16 protein-coding genes are annotated in these 19120 nt (G+C 71.9%); 12 read left to right on the top strand and 4 right to left on the bottom strand.

Translation table 11 applies throughout. The features are described 5' to 3' along the window. The 6 genes from ABTY04_RS10010 to ABTY04_RS09985 form a co-directional block, all read left to right on the top strand. A partial coding sequence (locus tag ABTY04_RS10010; protein ID WP_502996600.1) for an amino acid adenylation domain-containing protein occupies window positions 1-5702 on the top strand: 5702 nt, incomplete at its 5' end. Window positions 5703-5705: 3 nt separating this feature from the next. Continuing rightward, on the top strand, window positions 5706-5921 hold the full coding sequence (locus ABTY04_RS10005; RefSeq protein ID WP_352212857.1) for an MbtH family protein: 216 nt from the start codon (window positions 5706-5708) through the stop codon (window positions 5919-5921). A 10-nt stretch (window positions 5922-5931) separates the two neighbouring features. Next, complete coding sequence (locus ABTY04_RS10000) at window positions 5932-7197, top strand: cytochrome P450 family protein (protein ID WP_352212856.1); 1266 nt, start codon at window positions 5932-5934, stop codon at window positions 7195-7197. Between the two features lie 30 nt (window positions 7198-7227). After that, window positions 7228-7965: an SRPBCC family protein gene (locus tag ABTY04_RS09995; RefSeq protein ID WP_352212855.1), complete on the top strand. Its 738-nt coding sequence runs from the start codon at window positions 7228-7230 to the stop codon at window positions 7963-7965. Between the two features lie 46 nt (window positions 7966-8011). Continuing rightward, window positions 8012-8200: a hypothetical protein gene (locus tag ABTY04_RS09990; protein ID WP_352212854.1), complete on the top strand. Its 189-nt coding sequence runs from the start codon at window positions 8012-8014 to the stop codon at window positions 8198-8200. 12 nt (window positions 8201-8212) lie between these two features. Continuing rightward, a complete protein-coding gene (locus ABTY04_RS09985; RefSeq protein WP_352212853.1) occupies window positions 8213-8959 on the top strand; it encodes a thioesterase II family protein in 747 nt (248 codons plus the stop codon). A 159-nt stretch (window positions 8960-9118) separates the two neighbouring features. Here ABTY04_RS09985 and ABTY04_RS09980 read toward each other — a convergent pair whose 3' ends face one another. The 3 genes from ABTY04_RS09980 to ABTY04_RS09970 form a co-directional block, all read right to left on the bottom strand. Beyond that, window positions 9119-10030: an SDR family oxidoreductase gene (locus ABTY04_RS09980; protein WP_352212852.1), complete on the bottom strand. Its 912-nt coding sequence runs from the start codon at window positions 10028-10030 to the stop codon at window positions 9119-9121. After that, a complete protein-coding gene (locus ABTY04_RS09975; protein WP_352212851.1) occupies window positions 10027-10644 on the bottom strand; it encodes a TetR/AcrR family transcriptional regulator in 618 nt (205 codons plus the stop codon). Before ABTY04_RS09975 ends, ABTY04_RS09980 begins: the two co-directional genes overlap by 4 nt. 169 nt (window positions 10645-10813) lie before the next feature. After that, window positions 10814-11467 carry a CBS domain-containing protein gene (locus ABTY04_RS09970; RefSeq protein ID WP_352212872.1) on the bottom strand — a complete coding sequence of 218 codons (654 nt, stop codon included), beginning with the start codon at window positions 11465-11467 and terminating at the stop codon, window positions 10814-10816. A gap of 336 nt (window positions 11468-11803) precedes the next feature. Here ABTY04_RS09970 and ABTY04_RS09965 point away from each other — a divergent pair, with 336 nt between their 5' ends. From ABTY04_RS09965 to ABTY04_RS41115, 6 genes are all read left to right on the top strand, one after another. After that, window positions 11804-12253, top strand: a complete 450-nt coding sequence (locus ABTY04_RS09965; protein WP_352212850.1) for a universal stress protein — start codon at window positions 11804-11806, stop codon at window positions 12251-12253. Window positions 12254-12677: 424 nt separating this feature from the next. Further along, window positions 12678-13754 carry a zinc-dependent alcohol dehydrogenase family protein gene (locus ABTY04_RS09960; protein ID WP_352212849.1) on the top strand — a complete coding sequence of 359 codons (1077 nt, stop codon included), beginning with the start codon at window positions 12678-12680 and terminating at the stop codon, window positions 13752-13754. 5 nt (window positions 13755-13759) lie between these two features. After that, on the top strand, window positions 13760-14431 hold the full coding sequence (locus ABTY04_RS09955) for a helix-turn-helix domain-containing protein (RefSeq protein ID WP_352212848.1): 672 nt from the start codon (window positions 13760-13762) through the stop codon (window positions 14429-14431). Continuing rightward, a complete protein-coding gene (locus ABTY04_RS09950) occupies window positions 14428-15180 on the top strand; it encodes an HAD family hydrolase (RefSeq protein ID WP_352212847.1) in 753 nt (250 codons plus the stop codon). Before ABTY04_RS09955 ends, ABTY04_RS09950 begins: the two co-directional genes overlap by 4 nt. Then, entirely contained in the window at window positions 15177-17576 is a 2400-nt protein-coding gene (locus ABTY04_RS09945) for a glycoside hydrolase family 65 protein (protein WP_352212846.1), read from the top strand. The genes ABTY04_RS09950 and ABTY04_RS09945 overlap by 4 nt, the downstream gene beginning before the upstream one ends. Before the next feature lie 42 nt (window positions 17577-17618). Continuing rightward, complete coding sequence (locus tag ABTY04_RS41115) at window positions 17619-18119, top strand: hypothetical protein (protein WP_502996599.1); 501 nt, start codon at window positions 17619-17621, stop codon at window positions 18117-18119. Window positions 18120-18229: 110 nt separating this feature from the next. Here ABTY04_RS41115 and ABTY04_RS09935 read toward each other — a convergent pair whose 3' ends face one another. After that, window positions 18230-19105 carry a universal stress protein gene (locus ABTY04_RS09935; protein WP_352212844.1) on the bottom strand — a complete coding sequence of 292 codons (876 nt, stop codon included), beginning with the start codon at window positions 19103-19105 and terminating at the stop codon, window positions 18230-18232. Window positions 19106-19120 lie beyond the last annotated feature (15 nt).

Genomic DNA, 19120 nt, shown 5'->3' with positions numbered 1-19120 from the left:
AGCTCGGCGAGGTCGAGGCCGTCCTGGCCGAGCACCCCGCCGTCGCCCAGGCCGCCGTCCTCGCCCGCGACGACCGGCTCATCGGCTACGTCGTGGCCCGTGACGACTCGACCCGGGACAGCGGGCTCGAAGAGGATCACGTGGGCGAGTGGCGGGACGTCTACGACGCCCTGCCGATCACCCCCGAGGAGAACGCCTTCGGGCAGAACTTCGTAGGCTGGAACAGCAGTTACGACGCGAGCCCGATCCCGGTCGAGCAGATGCGGGAGTGGCGGGACGCCACCGTGGCGCGCATTCTGGCGCTGCGTCCCCGCCGGGTGCTGGAGGTCGGCGTCGGTACCGGCCTGCTCCTGTCTCAGATCGCACCGCACTGCGAGTCCTACTGGGCGACCGACTTCTCCGCCACCGCGATCGACGCGCTGGCCGCCCAGGTGGCCGGGCGGGAGGACCTGGCCGAGCGCGTCGTCCTGTGGACCCGCCCGGCCCACGACACCGACGGGCTGCCCGCCGGATCGTTCGACACCATCGTCGTGAACTCGGTGGTGCAGTACTTCCCGTCCGCCGACTACCTCGCGGAGGTGGTCGAGCGGCTGACGGGGCTGCTCACCCCCGGCGGTGCGCTCTTCGTCGGCGACGTCCGCAACCTGCGGCTGCTGCGCCCGCTGGCCACCGCGGTCCAGCTGCACCGGACCGTCGACGGCACGGACCTGCCGGCGGTGCGCGGCGCCGTGGAGCAGGCCCTCCTGGTGGAGAAGGAACTCCTGGTCGATCCGGACTTCTTCACCGTCCTGGCTGAACGCGCCACCGACATCGGCGCAGTGACGGTGGAGGTCAAGCGCGGCCGGCACCACAACGAGCTGACCCGCTACCGGTACGACGTCACGCTGCACAAGCGCCCGGCCGCCCAGGCGGCGCCCGCTGAGACGGTCGAGACGGCCGAACTGGAATGGGGCCGGGACGTGGACGGACTGTCAAGCCTGCGCGAGCGCCTCGCCCGCCACGGCTCCGGCCCGTTCCGGATCACCGGCGTGCCGAACCGGCGGGTGGCGCGCGAGAGCGCCCTCGCCCGGACCGTGCAGAGCGGGGACGTGCCGCTCGCGCAGGTGCTGGACCGGCTGCACGCCCCGGACGACGGCGACCTGCCCGACCCGGAGGACTTCCACGTCCTCGGGGACGAGCTCGGCCGGCGCACGGTCGTCACCTGGTCGGCCACCGGTCCCGACGCCGTGGACGTCGTGTTCGCCGACCCGCACCAGGACTCCCCGGTCGAGCCGTACCGGCCGCACCGGAACGCCGGTACGGCACTGTCCTCGCTCACCAACCGCCCGACCGGGAGCCGCGGCACCGGCGCCCTCATCGCCGAACTCCGTGACCGGCTGCGCGACCGGCTGCCCGACCACCTCGTACCGTCGGCCTTCGTCGTCCTCGACGCGCTGCCGCTGACCGCCAGCGGGAAGCTCGACCGGCGTGCTCTGCCCGCCCCCGACCCGGGGACGGCCGGAGCCGGGCGGGCGCCGCGCACCCCCCAGGAACAACTGCTCGCCGAGCTCTTCGCCGACGTGCTCGGACTCGCCCAGGTCGGCGTCGAGGACAGCTTCTTCGACCTCGGCGGCCACTCGCTGCTGGCGACGCGCCTGGCCTCCCGGGTCCGGGCGGCCTTCGGCACCGAGCTGGAGGTGCGGACGCTGTTCGAGACCCCGACCGTGGCCGGGCTGGCGGCCCGCCTCGACGGCTTCGTCAAGGCGCGGCCGTCGCTGACCGCCCGTGCGCGCCCCGAGCGGATCCCGCTGTCCTTCGCCCAGCGCCGCCTGTGGTTCCTGCACCGCATGGACGGGCCCAGTGCCACGTACAACATGCCGCTCGCGCTGAACCTGACCGGCCGACTCGACCGGGAGGCACTGCGGGCCGCACTCGCGGACGTGACCGCCCGGCACGAGAGCCTGCGCACGGTACTCCGGGAGGAGGACGGCGTGCCCCACCAGCTCGTGCTGAGCGAGGCCGAGGCGTGCCCGGAACTGCCGGTGACCGAAGCCGACGAGGGCCGGCTGGCCGAACGGCTGGCCGAGGGGGCCCGTCGCGGCTTCGACCTGGCCGCCGAGCCGCCGATCCGGGCGGAGCTGTTCGCACTCGCCCCGGACCGGCACGTCCTGCTGGTCGTGGTGCACCACATCGCCGGCGACGGATGGTCGATGGGCCCGCTCTCCCACGATCTGGCGGCGGCCTACGCGGCCCGATGCCGGGGCGAGGCGCCGCACTGGTCGCCGCTGCCGGTCCAGTACGCCGACTACACCCTGTGGCAGCGCGACCTGCTCGGCGACGCCGCCGACCGTGACAGCCTGTTCGCCCGGCAACTCGCCTACTGGAAGGAAGAGCTGTCCGGCCTGCCGGAGCAGGTGCAGCTGCCCGCCGACCGGCCGCGGCCGGCCGAGGCCTCGCAGCGTGGCGGCCGGATCGAGGTCCGGCTGGACGCCGACCTGCACCGGGACCTGCGGGACCTGGCCACCGCCAACGGCGCCAGCATGTTCATGGTGCTCCAGGCGGGCCTCGCCGCACTCCTCACCCGGCTCGGCGCCGGCACGGACGTCCCGATCGGCAGCCCGATCGCCGGGCGCACCGACCAGGCGCTCGACGACCTCGTCGGGTTCTTCGTCAACACCCTGGTGCTGCGCACCGACACCGGCGGTGATCCCGGCTTCGCGGAACTGCTCCGCCGGGTCCGGCAGAAGGCGCTGGCCGCCTACGCCCACCAGGACGTGCCGTTCGAGTACCTGGTCGAGGTCGTCAACCCGGCCCGGTCGCTGGCGCACCACCCGCTGTTCCAGGTCATGCTCGCCCTGCAGAACGCGCCGGTGGGCGAGTTCACCCTGCCGGGACTGGAGACCGGCCACCTGGAGGCCCCGACCGGCACCGCGCGGGTCGACCTGACCGTCAGCCTGGCGGAGCAGTACGGCGCGGACGGCAGCCCGGCGGGCGTACTGGGCGCGGTGGAGTACGCGACCGACCTGTTCGACCCGGGCACCGTGGAGCTGCTGTTCGCCCGCTTGACGCGGCTGCTGCGCGCGGCGGCCGCCGACCCCGGCCTGCCGATCGGCCGGATCGACATCCTCTCCGGGAAGGAACGCCAACGGCTGCTGGAGGAGTTCAACCGGACCGGGGCCGAGTTGCCCGAGGCCGGCCTGCCGAACCTGTTCGCCCGCCGGGTACGGGCCACGCCCGACGCGGTGGCGGTCGTCTCGGGCGGCACCGAACTGACCTTTTCCGAGCTCGACCGGCGGGCCAATCGCCTGGCACGGGCACTGATCGGCCAGGGCGTCCGGCCGGAGACCCCCGTGGCGGTCCTGATGGAGCGCTCGGCGGAGCTGGTCGTGGCGATCCTGGCGATCGTCAAGGCGGGCGGCGCCTACGTGCCGCTCGACCCGCGGTACCCCTCCTCCCGGATCGACCTGATCGTCCGGGAGACCGGCGCGGCGCTGGTGCTGACGGAGGACGTGCTGACCGCCCTGAGCCAGGCTGAACCCGACGACTCCGACCCGGAATCCGGCTGCGACCCGCGGCGGTTGGCCTACGTGATGTACACCTCCGGCTCGACCGGCCGGCCGAAGGGGGTGGGCGTCACCCACCGCGACGTGGCGGCACTGGCGCTGGCCCCGTGCTGGCACGAGGGCGGCCACGAGCGGGTGCTGCTGCACTCGCCGACGGCCTTCGACGCCTCGACGTACGAGCTGTGGGTGCCGCTGCTCGGCGGTGGCCGGATCGTCGTCGCACCGCCCGGCCGGCTCGACCTGGACCTGCTTGAGGCCGCGGTCGCCGAGCACGGGGTGACGGGACTGTGGCTGACCGCCGGTCTGTTCCGGTTGGTGGCCGAGGAGCGGCCGGGGCTGCTCGCCGGGCTCCGCGAGGTGTGGACCGGCGGCGACGTGGTGCCGCCGGCGGCCGTGGCCCGGATGCTGGCGGCCTGCCCCGGTCTTGCGGTGGTCAACGGCTACGGCCCGACCGAGACCACGACCTTCGCCGCCCACCACCGGGTCCGCGCCCTCCCGGAAACCGCCACGACCGTGCCGATCGGCCGGCCGATGGCGAACATGCGGGCGTACGTGCTCGACGCGGGACTCCAGCCGGTGCCGCCGGGCGTCGCCGGAGAGCTGTACCTCGCCGGGGCGGGTGTGGCCCGGGGCTACCTGGCCCGGCCCGGCCTGACGGCGGAGCGGTTCACCGCCGACCCGTACGGGCCCGCCGGGGCCACGATGTACCGCACGGGCGACCTGGCCCGGTGGCGGGCCGAAGGCCTGCTGGAGTTCGTCGGCCGGGCCGACGACCAGGTCAAACTGCGGGGCTTCCGGATCGAGCCCGGTGAGGTCGAGGCAGCTCTCGCCGCATGCCCGGGTGTCGCGCAGGCGGCCGTCGTCGCCCGCGAGGACCAGCCGGGCGACCGGCGGCTGGTCGCCTACCTGGTCCCCGAGTCCGAGGGCGCCGTCGAGCCGGGCGAACTCTCCCGCCGGCTCGGCCGCGAACTGCCGGAGTACATGGTGCCGTCGGCGTTCGTCACCCTCGACCGGCTGCCGCTGACCGTGAACGGCAAGCTGGACCGGGCCGCCCTGCCGGCGCCCGGATACGACGCGGCGGGCAGCGGCCGCGGCCCCCGGACCCCGCAGGAGCAGCTGCTGTGCGCCCTGTTCGCCGAGATCCTCGGCCGTGACCGGGTCCGCATCGACGACAGCTTCTTCGACCTGGGCGGGCACTCGCTGCTGGCCGCCCGCCTCGTCTCGCGCGTACGCGAGACGCTGGGCGTCCCGGTGGGCCTGCGCACCCTGTTCGAGGCACCGACCGTGGCGGGCCTCACCGCCCGGCTGGCCATGAACGACCCCGAGGACGCCTTCGACGTGGTGCTGCCGCTGCGGTCGACGGGCAACGCCCTGCCGCTGTTCTGCATCCACCCCGGCGGCGGCATCAGCTGGTCCTACTCGGGTCTGCTGAACCACATCGGCCCGGACTGCCCGGTGTACGCGATCCAGGCGCGCGGCCTGGCCCGGCCCGCGGACCTGCCGGGCTCGTACGCGGAGATGGCGGCCGACTACGCCGACCAGATCCGCAAGGTCCAGGCCGAGGGTCCCTACCGGCTGCTCGGCTGGTCCGCCGGAGGACTGATCGCCCACGCGATCGCCTGCGAGTTCCAGGCCCGCGGGGAGCGGACCGAGTTGCTGGCGGTACTCGACGCCTACCCCGTGCGGGACGTGACGTTCGAGGAGGTTCCCGTGCCCACCGAACGGGACGTCCTCGTCGGCATCCTGGACTGCGACCCGGACGAGCTGGGCGACGGGTCGCTGACCTACGCGGAGGTCGCCGAGATCCTCGGTCGGCGCGGCAGCGCCCTGGCAGGCCTGGACGAGCGTCGCATCGAGGCCGTCGTCCAGATCATGATCAACAACGCCAGGCTGGCGGTCGACCACGTCCCCGGCCGGTTCGACGGGGACATGCTCCTGTTCAACTCCACGATCGACCGCGCCGAGGACTCCGCCGGCGCCGGGATCTGGCAGCCCTACGTCGGCGGGCGGATCGCCTCGCACGACATCACGACCCGCCACGACCGGATGACCCAGCCGGGCTCACTGGCCCAGATCGGACCGGTCCTGGCCGCCCGCCTCGCCGAGACCACCGGCGACGGCATCACATGTGACACCACCACTCCCCATCTGGAGGACTGAGCCATGACCAACCCCTTCGACGACCAGGACGGCACCTTCCTCGTGCTCGTCAACGAGGAGAACCAGCACTCGATGTGGCCGCAGTTCGCCGACGTCCCGGCGGGCTGGACCGTCGTCCACGGCCCCGACACCCACGCCGCGTGCTTCGACCACGTAGAACGGTCCTGGACGGACATGCGGCCCCGGAGCCTCGCCGAGTCCATGGACATCCGGGGATAGCGCGACCGACGTGACCTCCACCGACACCCGTCGCACCGGCACCCCGGCCGTGCCCCACCCGACCGCGGGCGGCCCGGCCGGTCCCGGCGACCTCGCCGCGGCACTGCTCACACCCGAGGCCCGCCGGGACCCGTACCCGGTCTACGCCCGCATGCGGGCCGAAAGCCCGGTCCACCGCAGCACCCAGGGCATCTGGTACGTCACCCGCCACGGCGACGTCGAGGCAGCCCTGGGCGACCTGCGGCTGTCCAACGACCGGGACAGGATGACCCGCGCCTACGGCGCGCTGGGCGGCGATCTGAAGGCCTTCGGCCGGCTCACCGAACGGCTGGGCCGGGTCATGACCAACACCGATCCGCCGGACCACGCCCGGCTGCGCAAGCTGGCCAACCGGGCGTTCACCGCCCGGCGCGTCGAGGCCCTGCGCGAGAACGTCCGGCGGATCGCCGACCGGCTGGTCGACGACGCCGTGGCGGCCGGTCCGAGCATGGACCTGATCGAGGCGGTCGCCTCCCCGCTGCCACTGGCCGTCGTCTGCGAGCTGTTCGGCATCCCGCCCGAAGACCGTCCGCAGGTCAAGGCCTGGTTCCGGCGTCTGGGCAGGCTGACCGAGGACATCGACGAGTCCGAGGCGGTGATCGACCAGTACGAGGACTACCTCGCCCGACTCGTCCGGCAGCGCCGGGCCGACCCGGGCGACGACCTGATCAGCGCCCTGGTCGCGGCGCAGGCGCAGGACGACCGGCTCACCACCGCGGAACTCCTGTCGACCTGCTTCGTCCTCATCACCGCCGGCGACGAGACGACCACCCACCTGATCGGCAACGGAACCCTCGCCCTGCTGCGCAACCCCGGCCAGCTGGCCCGGCTGCGCGAGGACCCGGCGCTGATCCGGACCGCCGTCGACGAACTGTCCCGTTACGACACACCGACACAGGCGATCGTCCGGGTCGTCGCCGAGGACACCACGGTCGGCGGACAGACCGTGCGGGAGGGCGAGTTGGTGTACCTGTTCCTCGGCTCGGCCAACCGCGACCCCGACCGCTTCGACGCTCCCGACCGGCTCGACCTGGCACGGGCGGGCAACCGGCACCTGACCTTCGGCAACGGCCCCCACTTCTGCCTCGGCGCGCCCCTGGCCAAGCTCCAGGCCGAGGTGGCCATCGGCACCCTCGTCCGGCGGCTGCCGAACCTGGGGCCGGCCGACGAGCCGGCCCTCGCCTGGCTGCCCAACCCCCTGCAACGGCGGCTCAGCGCGCTGCCGCTCACCTACTGACACCTCATCGGCTGTGAAGGAGATCTGACCATGGCACGGGAGTTCCGGGTACGCCGGGAGCAGGACCTGCCCGCCGCCCCCGACCAGGTGTGGAACGCGGTCGCCACCGGCGCCGGCAACCTGGGCTGGCTGTACACGATGGAGATCGAGCCGCGTGTCGGCGGGGCGGTCTCCCGCGGCGGGGGCACCGTCGTCGAATGGGAGCCGCCGCACCGCTTCGCGTGCCGGGTGGCCAGGGACGACGGGTTCTCCAACACGCTCAGCTACCGCATCGAGCAGGGCGAGGGCGGAACGTCCCGCCTGAGCATGGGAATCCACTGGGTCCACGAGGGCGTCGTCGACGACGGCTGGGACACCAGGGCGGACGCCGCCGAGAAGCACGTCGACTTCTACCAGCACAGCCTGGCCCAGTACCTGACGCACTTTGCCGACCGTCCCGCCGTGTACGTCAAGGCCGACCGGCCCGAAACGACCACCGACCCGGGCGATTTCGCCGCCCTGCGCCGACGGCTCGGCCTGTCCGGCGACACCGCTCCCGGAGATCGGCTGTCGCTCGACCTGCCCGACCGGAACGGCAGCCCGGTGGACGTGGTCGTGGACTACCTCGCCCACGACTTCGTCGGCCTGCGCGGACCGGACACGCTGTACCGGTTCTTCGACGGCAGCTCCTGGAACTGGCCGATCTGGCTGGGCCACCACTTGTTCGCCAAGGACACGGACGAACAGCATGCCGCGCAGGCCTGGACCACGTGGCTGAACGGTGCCTAGGCCCGCTCCCGAAGCCGACCGACGACGGAAAACCGAAGGACCTCCGATGGAGAGACTGCTCTACACCGCCGAACTCATCGAGGAAGGCGGAACCTACAAGCTCGTCGTGCAGGACATGAGGCGCGACACGGTGCAGACCACCCCCGTGCCCAGGACCGCCGTGGACAGGCTCCCGGTGTTCCTGTCGGCGCTCAGCTCCAAGCTCAACTCCTCGCAGCTGCACGGCCGGTGGTAGCCGGTGCAGTACGTGGCCACAGCGAGCGACCTGAACGCCTGGTTCCGGGTCCACCGGCGCGCCCGGCAGCCGAGGCTCCGCCTGGTCTGCTTCCCGCACGCCGGCGGCTCCGCCCAACTCTTCCAGAGCTGGCCCGCACTGCTGCCCGCCGATGTCGAGGTCCTGGCGGTCCGCTACCCGGGGCGGCAGAGCCGGCTGCTGGAGCCCTTCGCCCAGGACCTGCCAACCCTCGCGGACGAGATCCACACCGCTCTGGAACCGTACCTCGACCTGCCGCTGGCGCTGTTCGGCCACAGCATGGGTTCGGCGGTGGCCTACGAGGTCGCCCTGCGGCTCGACGCCCGCGGCCTCGCCCCCGCCCGTCTGCTGGTCTCCGGTCGTGTGGCTCCGCACCGCGCAGCGGGCACCGACCTGCACACCGGCGATGACGAGGCACTGATCGCGGCGGTCCGGCAGCTGGGCGGCCCCGGGCCGGACGTCTACGACGACCCGGAGCTCCGAGAGCTGATCCTCCCGGCGCTGCGCGCCGACTACCGGCTCGTCGAGACCTACCGCCCCCGGCAGCCGAGACCCCTGCGCTCGCCCATCACCGCGTACGCAGGAGAGAGCGACCCCCACTGCCCACCGGACGGGGTGCGCGCCTGGTCCGAACTGAGCGGCCCCGGCAGCTTCGAGTACCGCCCGTTCCCGGGCGGCCACTTCTACCTGGCGCCGTTCGAGGCCGAGCTGCTGGCGGACATCACTGCCCGACTTGCCTGAGTACGGTGGCTCGGCCCGGCGTTTGCCCGGCCGAGCCACTGGTGCGACAGGTGTCGGCAGGCCGAAGAGTGCGGTGTGACGGCGGTGGAGCGTCGATCACGGTTGCCGCGCTCGCCGGTGCCGAGCCGCTGTTGGACCTGCCGGATCGGCACCGCGGTGTCACAGCGGGTCTCCGAGCGGCCCGTACTCCTCTTCCAGGGCACTGGTCCAATGAGCCGACCAGTCCGGTTGCGTGCCGTCGGCATCGGTGAACCCGTACTCCTTGTACAGGCCCCAGGTGGCCAATGCCCGCCCGGTCTTGGCCATGATGCCGGGGTCGGCGGCCAGCGCCGCAACCGCCCGCCCCAGGTAGGCCGGGGTTTCGGAGCAGGCGAAGTCCGGGTCCTTGGACGCGCCGTCCCGCCAGTTGGCCTCGGTGACGCCGAAGTTGTCCAGCATGGCCTCCGAACGCAGGAAGCCGGGTGTGATCGCCACGGCCGCGATGCCGTGTGCCTTCAGTTCGGCGGCCTGGCCGACGGCGAGACGGATCACCGCCGACTTGGCGAGGTCGTAGAAGAACGAGCCCCGATAGCGGGCGGTGTTGCCGTCGGTGACCTCCACGACCAGACCGCTGCCGCGGGCGACCATCAGCGGGAGCGTGAACCGGCTGGTGATCACATGGGTCTCCACCGCCTGCCGTATCAGCCGCAGGCCGGTATCAAGGTCCTGCTCCCACAGCGGATGCTCCCAGTCGGTCAGCGGATCTCCACCCCATACGGAGTTGACCAGGATGTCGAGCTGCCCGTCCTGGTCGGCCGCGATCCGGTCGACCAGGACACGGACCTCGTCCGGACGGCTGTGGTCGGTGCGGACTGGGATGCCGAGGCCACCGACGGCGGTGATCTTCTCGGCGGTCTCCTCGATGGTTTCCGGGCGGTCCAGGCGGGAACGTCCGGCAGTGCTGCTGCGGCCGGTGACGTACACCGTCGCGCCGGCGGCCCCGAGCTCGACGGCAATGCCGCGCCCGCCGCCTCGGGTGCCGCCGGCGACCAGGGCCACCTTCCCGGCCAGCGGCCGTGCGCCGTTCGTCATGATTCCTCCAGGTCGTGGCCGTGGCGGCGTGGGAAGTGAGGGGACAACACGTTGTCGAGTTCCTGCCGGAGCCGCTGTACGAGGGTGCCTTGGCGGTCGAGGGCCCATATCAGGCCCGCACCGGAGGTGATCGCCTGCACGGACCCGGCCAGGGCCGCGACGTCCGTCCCGGCACGGAGCTCGCCTTCGGACAGGGACTCAGTGAGCAGTGCCTCGATGGCGCGGCGCTGGGCCTGGTGGATGGCCAGGGCATGCCGGCGGAATTGCGGATCCGTGAGATCGATGCACAAGAACGCCAGGTGGTTGGCGAAGGTCTCGGGCGTGGCCATCGAAGCCATCTGCTCCACGATCAGCGCCGCAAGCGCCTCCAGTGGCGATTCGTGCTCCTTCCGCACTCGCCCGGGCAACGCGTCCGCGTTTCTCGCGGACTGCTCGGCGAGTGCCAGAAGCAGCCCGCGCTTGGACCCGAACCTCTGCACGAGCGTGCCGGGCACCAATCCCACCTCACGAGCCACGACAGCCAGAGTCAGCCCCACAGGACCCACCCGGCCGATCACATCGGCCGCAGCACGCAAGATCACCGCATCCTCGACCCCTCGGGGGCGTCCTGCCACCACGGCTCCTCTCAATTAATAAATGCTCGTTCATTCATTAAAGCGTTCGATCGGCTGCGGGGCAACCTGGTGCCACTCGCGACCGTCCACCGTCAGCATGCCCACCACACGGGGCCGTCCAGAACGGGCAGGCGTCGGAGAGCAGGAAGCCGCATCCGGGCTGACGGACTCAGGCGGCGGCTGCGGTCGTGAGCTGACAGCGCACGTCGACGACGCCTTCGACGGCCTGGGCGAGACGTGCTGCGACGGGGATCAGATCTCCGTCCCGCACCTGCCCGGTCAGGGTGGCGACACCCTGGGTAACCGCGACCTTGACGCGACTGTGGGAGACGGGGAACAGGGGGTCCACGACCTCGCGTCGGATGTCGTCGGCGAGTTCTTCGTCGGGGCGCAGGAAGACCTTGAGGAGGTCCGTTCGGCTGACGATGCCTTTCAGGGTGCCGTCCCCGTCGACGACGGGCAGCCGTTTGATGTGCCGGTCGGCCATGATCCGGGCGGCCTGGGGGAGTGTGGTGTCGGGGCGGACAGTGACGGCGGGGGTCGTCATCAGGTCCTCGGCGCGGGTGGATTCCGCCTTGGCGGTTTCGCCGAGATGACGCATCTGTTCGATCAGGCCGGGGCGGTGTGCGTGGAACTCCTCCTTGGGGAGGAGGTCGGCCTCGGACACGACGCCGACGACTCGGCCCTCGCCTTCGATGACAGGCAAGGCAGTGACCTTCCACCGCTCCAGGGCGGTGACGACCTCCTTGAACGTCGCTGCGGGTTCGACGGCGATGACCCTCTTGGTCATCACGTCGTTGACGGTGTAGGGGGTGGAGGTCATGGCAGGGTCCTCAGCGTGCGTACGTGCGTGGGCGAGCAGCCGGCCGCTGCCGTGCGCGGCGAACATGTCGAACTCGACCGTGCCGTTCTCGATGATCCGGAACCGCTCATGGTGCCTCCGGCCCTTACTCCTCAGCCTCACGCCGCGACCGGGGCTCCGGGAGGGCCTGGCGGTGCATACCGCAGGGGCCGACCGGCCCGGACGTGGGCGCCGTCCGGCCCGTGCGCGCGGCCCGCCGGTGACGGCTCGACGCCTGCCAGGGGTCCGACCGCCTCGCGTGGCGGTGTGTGCGGGGTTCGGACACTGTGGATGTACAGGCGTCGGAAGGTGAACGCGATGGACAGGCAGGATGGGGCTCCGAGGATTGTGGTGGGAGTCGACGGTTCGTCCTCTTCCCGGGCCGCGCTGCGCTGGGCGGTCCGTTACGCAGGCCTCGTGGGCGGGCGAGTGGAGGCAGTCGCGGCGTGGGACCTGCCCGGCGCAGCGGCGTGGTCGGCCCCGCCTGTGGACACCGAATTCGACGAGGAAGAAGCCGAGCGGAGTCTGGTCGAGGAGGTTCGCTCGGTCCTCGGCGAGGAGGGCGGCTCCCTGGTGCACCAGCGCCTGGTGCGTGGGAATGCGACCGAGGTCCTCGTGGATGCGGCCGAGGGCGCCGACATGCTGGTCGTGGGCAGCCGCGGCCGCGGGGGCTTCCGCAGGGCCCTGCTCGGCTCGGTGAGTGTCCAGGTGGCGCTGCACGCTCCTTGTCCGGTGACGATCATCCGGCCGGACGTGCCCGTCGAGTGACCTCCCGCCGAGGCATGCTGACGGGGTCATCCGCCGTGGTCGGTGTGCTCGGCGAGCGTGGAGCGCAGGGGCCCGGCCCCGGGCCGTGCGTCGCCCGCCCTGACCGAGGTGGCTGCCCGCGCTGCGTACGGTGGCGGGACGGCGGTCACGCAGAGCCCGTCCTGGTGCCGGTACGACGCTGAAGACGGGCCCCGCGGTATGGACGTCGGCCGGGTCGGCGAGAAGGAGCCCCGGTCGATCTCGGCGAGGCGGTCGGTGTGCGCGCCGGTCAGAGGGGGCCGCGGAGGCCGTGCCGATCCGGCACGGCACTCGGCACGGGCCGACCGGCCGCGGTGGGGGACCATCCGGCCCATGCGCGCCGGCCTCAGCGAGGCCAGGCTGGCCGTGACCGATACCTGACGAGACGGGAAGGGAGGGCGACGTCATGAAGGCACTCGTCTTCCACGGCCCGGGACAGACCTCCTGGCAGGACGTTCCGGACCCGGGCATCAAGGACGCCGCCGACGCGGTGGTCCGCGTCGACACTGTCACCATCTGCGGTACCGACCTGCACATCATCAAGGGCGACGTGCCCGAGGTGACCCCCGGGCGGATCCTGGGCCACGAAGCGGTCGGCACCGTCGTCGAGACCGGTGGTGACGTCCGCAGCGTCCGGCCCGGCGACAGGGTGCTGATCTCCTGTATCTCCTCCTGCGGCCGCTGCCCGTTCTGCCGGGAAGGCCACTACGGGCAGTGCCGCGGAGGTGGCGGCTGGGTCCTGGGCCACACCATCGACGGCACGCAGGCCGAGTACGTCCGCGTGCCCTTCGCGGACCTGTCCGTACACCTGCTGCCCAGCGCCGTCGACAACTATGACGCCGTACTGCTCGCGGACATCTTCCCCACCTCCTACGAGGTGGGCGTCCTGAACGGCAAGGTCCAGCCCGGCGACACGGTCGCCGTGGTCGGTGCCGGCCCCATCGGTCTTGCCGCCATCGTCACCGCACAGCTCTACAGCCCCGGCCGGATCATCGCCGTCGACCTCGACGAGTCCCGGCTGGCCGCAGCCCGCTCCCTCGGCGCGGATGCGACGGCGTCCGCGGACGAGGAGCCCGAGCGGCTCGTCGAGGACCTGACCGACGGGCTCGGCGCCGACGTCGTCATGGAGGCGGTCGGCGTGCCCGAAGCCTTCGAGATGTGCACGCGCATGGTCCGTCCCGGCGGGCACGTTGCCAACATCGGCGTCCACGGCAAACCGGCCGTCCTCCACCTCGAAGACCTCTGGATCAAGGACGTCACCCTCACCACCGGGCTCGTCGACACCCACTCGACGCCGATGCTGCTGAAGATGACGGCCGCCGGCCGGCTCCCCGCCGCCTCGCTGATCACCCACCGATTCGAGATCGGGCAGATGGAGGAGGCGTACGACGTCTTCTCCCGCGCGGCCGTGACAGGTGCCCTCAAGGTGGCGCTGGGCGGCCCACAGCACGACGCCGTGAGCACGCAGACCTCGGGGAAGTGAACGTCATGGCCGGAACGGCACCGAAGCCCACGCAGGAAATCGGACACACGGACCTGGGGCGGCGCATCGCCGCCCGGCGCACAGAACTCGGGCTCACCCGCGCACAGGTGGGCGACCGCTGCGGGACGGACGCCTCGTACATCGCCTACCTGGAAGAGCGGGCCGCCAACCCCAGCGCCGGCTCACTCGTACGCCTTGCCGACGCGCTCGGAACCACCGTCGCCGAACTGACCGGCGCCACCACCGAGCAACCGCCCGGCCGGGGCACCGCCTGGCTGGACTCCGAACTCGTCGCGCTCAGCGAGACGGAATGCCGTCGGCTGCTCTCGACGCACGGCATCGGCCGCGTCGCGATCTTCACCCCGGAAGGCCCCGCGATCCTCCCGGTCAACTACGTCGTCGCCGGGAACGACATCGCCTTCCGGACCTCCGGTGAAGCGCTGCTCGCCCGTGCCGCCGGCACCGAGGTGGCCTTCGAGGTCGACCACATCGACGACGCGATGAAGCAAGGCTGGAGCGTGATGGCCGTCGGCGAACTCGTCGGTGTCACCGACGGCGGGGCCCTGCAGAGGCTGGACGCCATCGCGCGCTCCCTGCCCTGGGCGGGCGGCCACCGCACGCACTGGATGTCGCTCACCCCTGCCCGGATCACCGGCCGTAGCGTGGTGCATCGGTGAAGCCGATCCGGGCCGTCGTCTTCGACACCGACGGGGTCCTGCTCGATTCCGCGGTGTTCCACGCGGCGGCTTGGAAGGCCGCCTTCGACGGCTGCCTCGACGCGTGGGCTGCCGGCGGCACGACACAGCGGCCCTTCGACGCCGGTCGTGAGTACCGGGAACTGGTCGACGGAAAGCCGCGCTACGACGGGGCCCGTGCCTTCCTGAGCGCCCGGGGGATCGAACTGCCACCAGGCGAGCGCGGGAATGCGCCGGGCTGCGGCACGGTCTGGGCGGTCGCCGCGCGCAAGGAGCAGATCTTCACCAAGAACCTCACCTCCCGGGCTGTCGAGGCGTTCGCCGATGTCCGCCCGGCCCTCGATGAGTTGAAGGCCCGAGGCGTGCGGTGTGCGGCGGTGTCCGCGTCCCGGCACGCCCGCGCACTGCTGGAGTCCGCCGCCCTGGCGGGTCTCTTCGAGGAGCTGGTGGACGGTGAGGACGCGGCGAGGCTCGGCCTGGCCGGCAAGCCCGATCCCGCGCTTTTCCTGGAGGCGGCTGCACGGCTGGGTACCGTACCCGGGGACACGGCGGTCGTAGAGGACGCGATCGCCGGGGTCGAGGCGGGGAGCCGGGGGAGTTTCGGCCTGGTCGTCGGCATCGACCGGTCGCCCGATGCGCGCACGGCCGCATCCCTGCGTGCGGGAGGGGCGGACCTCGTGGTGTCCGACCTCGGCGCACTGCCCGCCGTACTCCGCGGGCACACACCATGACAACCCCGTGGGCCTGGGAGTTCGGCAGGTACGACCCCAAGACGGAACGGCTCGTCGAGAGCTTGTGCACCCTCGGCAACGGACGGTTCGCCACGCGGGGATCGGCACCCGAGACCGTGGCCGACGCGGTCCACTCCCCGGGGACCTACCTCGCAGGCTGCTACAACCGTCTCGTCTCGACCGTGGGAGGCGCACAGGTCACCAACGAGGACATGGTCCGGCTTCCCGACTGGACGGCGTTGCGCTATCGCTGTCTCCCGGAGGGCGGACCGCCGGGCGACTGGCTGACACCCGACGACCCCACCCTGCGCCACTGCAGGGTCTCCCTCGACCTGCGCCGCGGCATTCTCACGCGCCGCATGCTCTTCCAGGACGCGCACGGCCGTCGGCTGGCCGTCACGCACACGCGGCTCGTTCACATGGGCGACCCGTACCTGGCCGCGCAGCGCACCGTGTTCCACGCTCACGGCTGGAGCGGCACCCTCGTGGTCGAATCCGTCCTCGACGGAGACATTGCGAATACCGGTGTCGAGCGCTACCGCGATCTCGCCGGCCGCCATCTCACCGACCACCACGTCGGTGTCGAGCCGGAAGGCGTCGCATGGCTGGGCTGTACGACCACCTCGTCCCGGATCCGGATCGGACTCGCCGTACGTGTCTCCTCACGGCCCCTCGGCTCCGTGGCGGTGTCCTGCACCGGCACGTCGGCCGTCCGGACACTCAGGCTGCCGATCCGCCGAGGAAGACCCGTCGCGGTGGTGAAGACTGCCGCCCTGCGGACGTCGCTGGACCGGCCCACGGCAGAACCCCTGCAAGGAGCCGTCGACCATGCCTCGCGAGCACCGCGTTTCCCCGCACTGCTCACCACGCATCGGGCAGCTTGGGAACGCCTCTGGACCGATGGGGAGTTGGAAGTTCCCGGAGAGACGGGGCGCATCCTGCGCCTGCACGCCTTCCATCTCCTCCAGACGCTCTCCCCGTTCACCACCGAGCTCGACGTGGGCGTGCCGGCTCGGGGATTGCACGGGGAGGCCTACCGGGGGCACGTCTTCTGGGACGAGCTCTTCGTCCTGCCGTACGTCACCCTGCACTTTCCGGAGGTCGCGCGCTCCCTGCTCATGTACCGGTACCGCCGACTGCCACCGGCGCGCCACGCTGCGCGCCGGGCGGGCTTCGCGGGTGCCATGTTCCCATGGCAGAGCGGGAGTTCCGGCTGCGAGGAGACGCAGACGCTGCACCTCAACCCCCGCTCCGGCCGATGGCTGCCCGACCACTCGCACCTGCAGCGCCACGTCGGATCGGCCATAGCCTGGAACGTCTGGCGCTACGGCCGGACCACGGGCGACACCGGGTTCATGCACGGGCCCGGCGCCGAACTCCTGCTGCACATCGCCCACTACTGGACCAGTGCCGCCGCGTACGACCCCGGACTACGGCGCTACCGGATCCGGGGCATCCTGGGCCCCGACGAATACCACGACGCCTACCCGGGCGCTGCCACACCCGGGATCGACGACAACGCCTACACCAACGTCACCGCTGCCTGGGTGCTCGCCCGCGCCCTCGACCTGTACGAAGAATTGCCGGCCGCCCGGCGCAGCGAACTGACCACGGAGCTGGGCCTCGACATCGATGACCTCGACCGGTGGCAGGAGATCTCACGTCGGCTGTACGTGCCCTTCCACCGCGGAGTCATCAGCCAGTTCGAAGGCTACGGGGACCTGGCCGAACTCGACTGGGACGCCTACCGCGCCCGCTATCACGACATCCGCCGCCTCGACCGCATCCTCGAAGCCGAGGGCGACACGGTCAACCGCTACCAGGCATCCAAACAGGCCGACACCCTCATGCTCGGCTACCTCTTCCGGCCTGCCGAGCTGTACGAGATCTTCGCCCGGCTCGGTTACCCCCTCGACGACGACACCTGGCGTGCGACCGTCGCCCACCACCTCGCACGAACCAGTCACGGCTCGACGCTCAGCAGCCTGGTGCACGGCTGGGTCCTCGCCCGGCAGAAGGGAGAGGACGCCTGGCCGCTCTGCCAGGAGGCCCTGCTGAGCGACGTCACCGACATCCAGGGCGGCACGACCGGCGAGGGCATCCACCTGGGCGCCATGGGCGGCACCCTCGACCTGGTCGAGCGCGTCGTCGTCGGGGTGGAGGCCTGCGCGGACGGACTTCGCGTGGACCCCGTTCCGCTCGGTGACGTACCCCGTTCGACCTTCACCTTCTGCTACCGCGGTCATCGGGGTATCCGCGTCCGATTCATGCCGGGCCGGTTCGGGATCACTGTGCCCGCTGCGCCGTTCGGCCCCGTACACCTCGTACTGCCGGGCGGCCGTAGGGCGAGCGTGGCTCCGGGGAAGCAGCGTTGGTTCCGTCTGCCTCCGGGCTAGGGCCGGCAGTCGGAGAGGGCCGACCAGTCCTCGCATGGCCCCATGAGACCCATGCGGATGCACCCTCCTCCGCGGGAGCATGAAGGCGGACACCGAAAGCGGTACCCCACAGGTTGCAGTGTCACGTCGGGCACGCCGGGATCCATCGCCCGGGCCAAGGCCCGGGCGGACAAGGGCGGAGACTTCCGCGATCCGGAACGGATCCGGGGCCGGGCCCAGTGGCAGTTTCCTCCCGCTTCCCACCACACGGCAACCCTCGCCGTTCCGGTGGGGACACCCGTGGGGCACACCGTCCCGCTGTGGATTGATGACACCGGCGAGGCAGCCTCGGCTCCCCGTGGTGGGACCGAATCGGCGTCGGACGCCGTCGCGGCCGGAGCCGCCAGTGCGGGCCTGATCACGCTCGCGGCCGCAGGCGTCGTCCTCCTGCGGCTCCGCCGCGTCGAAGCACGCAACCTCGCCCAGTGGGAGCGCGACTGGGAACGCGTCGAACCGGGCTGGTCCGGCCGACTGCGCCCAGGCCGGGAGGCGGGCGATGACTGAGGCCCCTACCCGCCCGAAGGTCGCCGGGCCGGGCCCGTTGCCCGGAGACACTTGGGCCACTCGTCGAAACCGCCTGCGCCGCTCGCTGACCGAGAGGGGAGGACCCCTGCTCAGTCGTGGGCGATGACAGCGACCGGCGAAGTGGCGTGGTGGATCACGGCGTGTGTGGTCGAGCCGATGTGGGCGCCGAACGACGAGCGGCGGATCCGGCGACCGACGACGATCAGGCCGGCCTCGGCGCCGGAGCCGAGGAGCTTCTGCGCGGCGTGTCCCATGGGGGCGCGGGCGGTCACGTCGACGGCGGGATATTTGTCCTGCCAAGGCCTCAGAGCTTTGGCCATGTCAGCCGTCATGTTCTCGTTGATCTGGGCATGGATGCGGGGATCGTAGACCGCTCCGTACCCGACCAGCGGCGGGGGCGGCCAGACGTGCAGGACGTGCAGCCGGCAGGACCGGCGCGCCGCCTCCTCGAACGCGAAGGCGAGCACGGCGTCGCACGGTCGGCTGATGTCGACGCCGACGACCACATCGCGTCGGGCGTGCTCGCCGGTCGGGTGAGGCAATGCGTCTTCCCCGCGGCGTACGAGCACGACGGGCCGTTCGGTGGAGTGCAGCACGGCCATCCCGACTGAGCCGAGAACGAAGCCGGTCAGGCTGCCGAGCCCGCGGGACCCCAGAACGAGCAGGTCGGCGGTGGCCGCGGCGGTGGCCAGCGAGGCCGCCGGCGGGCCGTCGATCGATTCCGTGGTGATGCCCAGATCCGGATCGATGTGGCGCAGGGCGTCGGCCGACTCCCGAAGGAGGGCTTCGGCCCATCCGCGCCGTACGTCGGAGGCCGCTGCAGGAACGCCGACCGGCACCGACCATTCCTCGGCGTGGACGAGGCACAACTCCGCGTTGCGCAGCTGGGCCTCGCGCGCCGCCCAGTGCGCGGCTGCGGCGCTTTCGGGGGATCCGTCCAGGCCGACGGTGACGTGGTGGTCCATGGCGGCTCCTCGGGA

Origin of the sequence: Streptomyces sp. NPDC097981 (assembly GCF_040302565.1) — a bacterium.
Lineage (GTDB): Bacteria > Actinomycetota > Actinomycetes > Streptomycetales > Streptomycetaceae > Streptomyces.
This window is presented reverse-complemented; position numbering and strand designations above follow the sequence as displayed.